Origin of the sequence: Pseudomonas protegens (assembly GCF_003732485.1) — a bacterium.
Taxonomy (GTDB): Bacteria; Pseudomonadota; Gammaproteobacteria; order Pseudomonadales; family Pseudomonadaceae; genus Aquipseudomonas; species Aquipseudomonas protegens_B.
The window spans coordinates 88,410-95,115 of sequence record NZ_MOAK01000030.1 but is presented as its reverse complement, the minus strand read 5'-3'; the positions used below and the strand labels follow the sequence as shown (position 1 = coordinate 95,115).

At 62.2% G+C, this 6,706-nt stretch carries 6 protein-coding genes and 1 pseudogene; all 7 read right to left on the bottom strand.

The window, feature by feature from the left end; all coding sequences use genetic code 11:
- Positions 1 to 152 (bottom strand): annotated as a pseudogene (locus tag BLX41_RS34460) (ketoacyl-ACP synthase III); the annotation flags it as partial.
- A gap of 231 nt (positions 153 to 383) precedes the next feature.
- Positions 384 to 1,436, bottom strand: a complete 1,053-nt coding sequence (gene pseI / locus BLX41_RS04580; protein WP_123723946.1) for a pseudaminic acid synthase — start codon at positions 1,434 to 1,436, stop codon at positions 384 to 386.
- Positions 1,429 to 2,934 carry a UDP-2,4-diacetamido-2,4,6-trideoxy-beta-L-altropyranose hydrolase gene (gene pseG / locus BLX41_RS04575; RefSeq protein ID WP_123723945.1) on the bottom strand — a complete coding sequence of 502 codons (1,506 nt, stop codon included), beginning with the start codon at positions 2,932 to 2,934 and terminating at the stop codon, positions 1,429 to 1,431. Before pseG ends, pseI begins: the two co-directional genes overlap by 8 nt.
- Positions 2,931 to 3,638, bottom strand: coding sequence for a pseudaminic acid cytidylyltransferase (gene pseF / locus BLX41_RS04570; RefSeq protein ID WP_123723944.1), 708 nt, complete (start codon positions 3,636 to 3,638; stop codon positions 2,931 to 2,933). Before pseF ends, pseG begins: the two co-directional genes overlap by 4 nt.
- Positions 3,635 to 4,807: a UDP-4-amino-4,6-dideoxy-N-acetyl-beta-L-altrosamine transaminase gene (gene pseC, locus BLX41_RS04565; protein WP_123723943.1), complete on the bottom strand. Its 1,173-nt coding sequence runs from the start codon at positions 4,805 to 4,807 to the stop codon at positions 3,635 to 3,637. The genes pseF and pseC overlap by 4 nt, the downstream gene beginning before the upstream one ends.
- The gene (pseB, locus tag BLX41_RS04560; protein WP_123723942.1) at positions 4,804 to 5,805 is read right to left on the bottom strand and encodes a UDP-N-acetylglucosamine 4,6-dehydratase (inverting); all 1,002 of its coding nucleotides are present in this window, start codon (positions 5,803 to 5,805) and stop codon (positions 4,804 to 4,806) included. The genes pseC and pseB overlap by 4 nt, the downstream gene beginning before the upstream one ends.
- A 10-nt stretch (positions 5,806 to 5,815) precedes the next feature.
- On the bottom strand, positions 5,816 to 6,706 hold an 891-nt coding region (locus BLX41_RS34455; RefSeq protein ID WP_259744410.1), incomplete at its 5' end, for a glycosyltransferase.

The following is a 6,706-nucleotide window of genomic DNA, read 5'->3' as shown; positions in this document are numbered from 1 at the left end:
GAAGTCTCTTGCCCGGAGTCTTTGCGCGGCAGGAAAGCGGAACCGATCTTGCCCAGGATGAAGTCTTCATCCTTGGCGAACTTTGCACCTTGTGCGTAATTGTCCACGCCGGCTACAGGCACGTAGCTCGCAATGCTTTTTATGCCAATCATTACGGCTTCCCAATAATAAACAGCTCAATACCCCCGCTCAATCACTGAGCAGGGGCTGCCGAAAGAAACACAGATACTTGCGCCGAACACAACGGCATCGGGAAGAACCAAGGGCTATCACGGGTCCTGTCACGCAGGGCTGGCGCCATCTTCCCGGGCAATACAATACAGTGAAGATGCACGTTATGACTCGCAGGTCACGCTATTTTGCCGAATCAGCCACACAAAGGCCTATTCGATGAGCGACCAGTCCAGTGCCGTGCCGCGCTTGAGGGCCTGACGCGCACGACGGCCGAGTAGCGCATCGTAGTGCTTGGGAGCCAGCCCCAGTCCGGGGCGGATTGCCCGCACGTTGTCGGCGCTGAACAGCTCCCCGGCCTGCATGTCCTGGGTGACATACAACGACCGACGGTACATCAGCGACTGGCTCTCGGCCTGGGTAGCGCCATAGCGCACCTGCCCCATGGCCTGCCAGGCCCGCTCGGTTTCCACCACCAGGCTGGCCAGCTCCCCTGGCTCCAGGGAAAAACTGGCGTCGACCCCACCGGCCGAACGGTCCAGGGTGAAGTGCTTTTCGATCACCGTGGCGCCCAGGGCCACAGCAGCCACCGAGACCCCAACCCCCATGCTGTGATCGGACAGGCCCACTTCACAGCCGAACAGTTCCCGCAGATGAGGGATGGTCAACAGGTTGCTGTTGGCCGGCGAAGCCGGATAGGTACTGGTGCACTTGAGCAATACCAGATCCCGGCAGCCGGCCTGCCTGGCGGCCCGCACGCTTTCGTCCAGCTCGGCGATGCTGGCCATGCCGGTGGAAATGATCAGCGGCTTGCCGGTAGCGGCGACCCGGCGAATCAGCGGCAGGTCGGTGTTTTCAAAACTGGCGATCTTGTAGGCCGGGACGTCGAGGCTTTCGAGAAAGTCCACCGCGCTCTCGTCGAACGGCGTGGAAAACGCCAGCATGCCCAGCTCCCGCGCCCGGGCAAAGATTGGCTCGTGCCACTCCCATGGCGTATGGGCGCGCTGGTAAAGGTCGTACAGGGATGAGCCGGCCCAGAGGCTGTCCGGGTCCTTGATGAAAAACTCCCCCTGATCCAGGTCCAGGGTCATGGTGTCGGCGGTGTAGGTCTGCAACTTCAGGGCATGGGCACCGGCCCCGGCGGCGGCCTCGACAATCTGCAGGGCCACATCCAGCGACTGATTATGGTTGCCGCTCATCTCGGCAATGATCAACGGCGCCGCACCGGCGCCCACGGAGCGCGAGCCGATCTTGAAACTAGTCATCCAGATGTTCCTTCAACACACGGGTGAATTCACAAGGTGCCTGGCAATAGCCGACCCGGCGAAACAATGTCAGTGAAACCTGATTCTCTGCCAGCACCCGAGCCCCCAGGCGCTGCACATCGGGCCAATGGCGCATCAGCCAAGCCTCGCCCTGCTCCAGCAACGCCCGCCCCCAACCTAGCCCCAGGTGCTCGGCAAACAGGTAGATCGACACATCCGCCTGAATGCCTTGGCGGTCATAGCGCAGCACCCCCACCGCCCCCGCGGCTATTTCCGCTATCAGCAACAGCCGCTGCGGATCATTCACAGCAGCCTCCAGCCAGCGCACATGGTCCGGCCACTCAAGCGCCTCAGGCTGCTGGGACCAACGCCTGACAGGCTCGGCATTGCGCCCCTCGAACAGCAGCCGGGCATCCTCCACAGTCGCCGGGCGCAAGCGCAGCGCCGCAGTGAACAACGCCGCCGCCATTCGCTGCACGCCCCGACCATCCACCAGGTCGCGGGCCCGGCGGGACAGGCTATGACGCAACCCCGGATTGTCCAGCAGCAGGCTCAGGGCCTGGCGCACCTGCTCCACGCTGACCTGCTCACAGGCCCCCAGGTACAAGTGGGCACCCGCCTCGGCCAGCAACCGGGCATTGGCCTCCTGGTTAGCGGCCACGGTGATGCACAGCGTAGGCACGCCCAATACCGCCCGCTCCCAGCTGGTACCGCCTCCCGCGCCCAGGCACAGGTCGGCCTCGGCCAACAGCCCGGCAAAATCCTTCACATAGCTGTGCAGTCGCCAGTGCGGCCGTTCGGCAGCCAGGGCCTGCATGGCCTGCCAGTCCGGGTTGCCGCTGCCGGCGACGAAGTCCACTTGCAGATCGTGAAAATCCAGCAGTGCCAACATGGCCTTGTGGGTCTGGCCGGCGGCATCGAAACCGCCGAAGTTCACCAGCAAGCGCCGCGGCTGTGGCCGGATCGATATGGGGGGGCGGCGAAACTCTTCGCGCAGCAAGGCGTAATGCGGACCGAACAGGGTCCGGCACGACGCGTCGTACAACCCGGAATAGGCCTCGGCGCTGCCGCTGAAGTTCTGATCCAGCAACAGGTCCACGGCATGCTTGCGGTTGGCCAGATCGTCGATCGCGGCGATCCTCGGCGCCCATTGGCGAGCGGCGCTCTGCCATTGATGATCGAGGCCGTAATGATCCACCAGCACCCAGTCGAAGGCCGGCTGAGAGGCCAATGCCAGCTGCAGCGCGGCAATGTCCGCCTGCCAGGGCAAGGGCGCCTCGATCCCCAACTCTGGATGCTCGCCGACGTAGCACTCCGGCAATTCAAAGGCCTGGAAGCCCTCGGCTCGCAGCGCCTCCAGGCGATGGCCGGGCAGACGCCGACAGGCGAACGCCACATCAGCGCCCTGGCGGCGCAGTTCCTGGGCCAGGGTCAGGCAGCGGGCCACGTGGCCACTGCCGATGGCCGGCGATGCGTCGGCGCGGATCAGCGCCCTCACTCCAGCTCTCCTGCGGCCTTCAGCGCGGCATACAGGTATTCAGCTCGCTGCCAGTCCTCTTCGGTATCGATGTCCTGCACCAGATGACGGGGCAGGATCACCGGCAGGCTGCGGGGCGAGAGCAGCACCTCCCCCTCCAGCCAGGCCTGGCTCCTGCCCCAGTAGAACTGCCCCGCATCCTGATAGGCCGGTGGCAGATCCTGGGAACGGCTCTGACGAAATTCCGGGTACAGGGCATTGAGCGCCCCTTGCTCATCGAGAGTCAGCGCCCGCTGCACGGGAAAGCCGAAGCTGCACACCGAGAAGGCGAACGCCTTGTCCGGGTGCTGCACCAACGTCTCCAGCCCCTGGCGCAGATAACGCACCTGCAGCAAGGGCGCGGTGGCGTAGATACAACACGCGTACTCAAACACTTGCCCTTGCTCCTGCAACACCTGCAAGGCATGGACAATCACCGCTGCCGTGCCGGTGAAGTCATCTGCCAGGGACTGTGGCCGAACAAACGGCACCTCGGCGCCACAGGCGAGCGCCAGTTCGGCGATCTGCGGATCGTCGGTGCTGACCACTACTCGCTGGAACAACCCGCAACTCAATGCCTTGTCGATGGAGCGAGCGAGCATCGGCACACCATCGAAGGCCCTGAGGTTCTTGCGCGCGATACGCTTGCTGCCGCCTCGGGCAGGAATGATGGCGATTGCGCTCACGATATTGACGGCTCCTGAATCCAGCGTCGCACCTGCTGGACAACATAGTCCTGCTCGCTATCACTCAACCCGGGATAAATCGGCAGGCTGATGGCTTCTGCGTAATAGTGCTCGGCCTCGGGAAAGTCCCCCTGGGCGAAGCCCAATGCCTGGTAATAGGGCTGCAGGTGCACCGGGATGTAATGCAGATTGATCCCGATTCCCGCCTCACGCAGCCCCTCGAAGATCTGTCGATGGGAGTGCTGCAATCCGTCGAGCTGCAACCGCACTACATACAGGTGCCAGGCCGACTGCGCATCAGCCTGAGCCCTGGGTAGAGTCAACGGCAGATCCTGCAACAGGCGATGGTATCGGGCCGCCAGGTACTGGCGTCGCTGTACAAAGCCATCCAGTTTGTTCAACTGTGACAGGCCCAGCGCCGCCTGAAGATCGGTCATCCGATAGTTGAAACCCAGCTCCACCTGCTGGTAATACCAGGGACCATGGCTGACCTCACTCATTTGTTGCGGATCACGGGTCATGCCATGGCTACGCAGGCGCCGTAAACGATCCGCCAACTCAGGGCGATTGGTCAGAACCATCCCCCCCTCGGCGCTGGTAATGATCTTCACCGGATGAAAGCTGAACACAGTCATGGCGGCAAACTCGCCGCACCCGACGGGTCGGCCGGCATAGCGCGCTCCCACCGCGTGAGAGGCGTCCTCGATCACGATGAAGGCATAACGCTCGGCCAGCTCAGCCAACCGGCGCATGTCACAGCTCTGCCCGGAAAAAGCCACCGCCACCACCACCTTGGGCAGGCGCCCTATGGCCTGGGCAGCCTGCAGCTTGCAGGCCAGGCCCTCAACATCAAGATTCCAGGTCTGCGGATCGATATCGACAAAATCCACATCCGCGCCGCAATAACGCCCGCAGTTGGCCGAAGCCAGAAACGTGTTGGGGCTGGTCCACAGCCAATCGCCAGGCCCCAGGCCGGCCGTCAGGCAAGCAATGTGCAACGCCGCCGTGGCATTGCAGACGGCCACCCCATAGGCTGCTTCGCAACGGGCCGCCACTGCCTGCTCGAAGGCATCGATGGTTGGCCCCTGAGTCAGCCAGTCGGACTGCAAGACGGCCAGCACGGCATCGATATCCGCCTGATCCAGGCTCTGACGGCCGTACGGAATCATGCCGAAATCCCGTCATGCAACTCGGCAATCTGCCCCACAGAAAGAAAGTGTGGATTGGTATCGGAGCGGTATTCGAAATCCTCCGCGACCGAAACGCCCCTCTCCCCGACCCCATCAACGGCAAAATCGACATTGACACTGGTGAAGCGAATGGACGGTTGAATCGTGTAGTGATCGGCAAACTCCAGAGTCATGCGCGCATCATCCAGAGGCACCATCAACTCATGGAGCTTCTCTCCAGGGCGGATGCCTACCTGTTTCTGTGGCAGATGAGAAGCCATGCCCGACGCCAGATCGACAATGCGAATCGAGGGAATCTTGGGCACGAAGATCTCACCGCCATGCATACGGGCAAAGCTGTCCAGAACAAACTGCACGCCATGATCCAGAGTGATCCAGAAACGTGTCATGCGCTCATCAGTAATGGGCAGTTCCTTGGCGCCCTCGGCAATCAATTTGCTGAAGAACGGCACCACCGACCCGCGAGAGCCCGCGACATTGCCATAGCGCACCACGGCAAAACGGGTTGGCTGCTCACCGGCAATGTTGTTCGCCGCCACAAACAGCTTGTCCGACAACAACTTGGTGGCGCCATACAGGTTGATCGGACTGGCCGCCTTGTCGGTAGACAAGGCCACGACCTTTTTCACCCCATTGTCGATGGCCGCAGCAATGATGTTCTCCGCACCATTGACGTTGGTACGAATGCATTCCGTGGGATTATATTCGGCGGCCGGCACCTGCTTCAGGGCTGCAGCATGGATCACATAGTCAATGCCGCGCATGGCTTGACGCAAACGCTCGGCATCACGCACATCGCCGAGAAAATAACGCATGCAGGGCGCATTGAAGGTTTGCTGCATTTCATACTGTTTGAGCTCGTCACGGGAAAACACCACCACCCGCTTGGGCTGATACTGCTCCAGCAGACGACGAATGAAACTGCGCCCGAACGAACCGGTGCCACCGGAAATGAAAATCGACTTGCCATTGAACATGACTGAATCCTTATCCGAGCAACTGGGCCCAATTTACCGAGCTGGCAACACCCAGGGCAAAGCCCTTGCCGCTCAACGCCAGGTTCTGGTTATAGGCAGTATCCTGGGCAAAGCGCGCCGCCCACTTGTCCTGCAGGGCCGCGGCCGCCTGTGGGTGTTGCGCCAAAGTCCCCGGATGCTGCACCTGGGCCTGGGGCGTCAGTACCGTGAGGTAACCGGCATCAGCCACTTTCAGGCACAGGTCGACATCGGCGAAGGCCTGGTCGAAATGCTCTTCGTCCAACCCGCCCACCGCCTCGAACAGCACCTTGGCGATCATCAGGCAGGCACCGGACACCGCTGAATAGTTTTTCTCCACCCACAGGCTATTCATGTAGCCCGCTGCCTCCTTGGCCTCACCGGCGAAGGCGGCCCCCAGGTGCCCGTCAAAACCCAGGATCAGCCCGGCCTGGGTGGTCACGCCGTTTTCGTTCACCAGCTTGGCGCCGACAATCCCGACTTCCGGGCGTTGAGCCTGGTTGAGCAGGCTCTCGATCCAGTTGGCGTTGAACACCTCGGCATCGGCCGAGAGCAGCACCAGGTACTCGCCCCGAGCTTCCCGGCACGCCATGTTGTACAAGGCCGAAGTACTCAGGCGTTGGCCGCTACGCAATACACGAATGCGCTCGCCACGGCCTTCCAGGCTGGTCAGCCAGCTGTCGAGCTCGGCACTCTGATTGTGGTTTTCGGCGATCAGCACTTCATAGCGCTGGTAGCGGGTGCGCTGCAGCACGCTGACCAGGCAGCGTTGCAACTCGGCGAAATTGTCCTGGCTGGGCAGAATGATCGACACCAGCGGCCGCCCGGCGTGCTGATACTCGATCTGGTAGGTGCCCGGCTGCGCCGAACCGACCTGAGCGCG

Bases quoted from the DNA above. Each gene is read 5' to 3' on its own strand.
- pseC (WP_123723943.1), bottom strand. From the start codon at position 4,807: ATGATTCCGTACGGCCGTCAGAGCCTGGATCAGGCGGATATCGATGCC.
- pseB (WP_123723942.1), bottom strand. From the start codon at position 5,805: ATGTTCAATGGCAAGTCGATTTTCATTTCCGGTGGCACCGGTTCGTTC.
- pseI (WP_123723946.1), bottom strand. From the start codon at position 1,436: ATGACTAGTTTCAAGATCGGCTCGCGCTCCGTGGGCGCCGGTGCGGCG.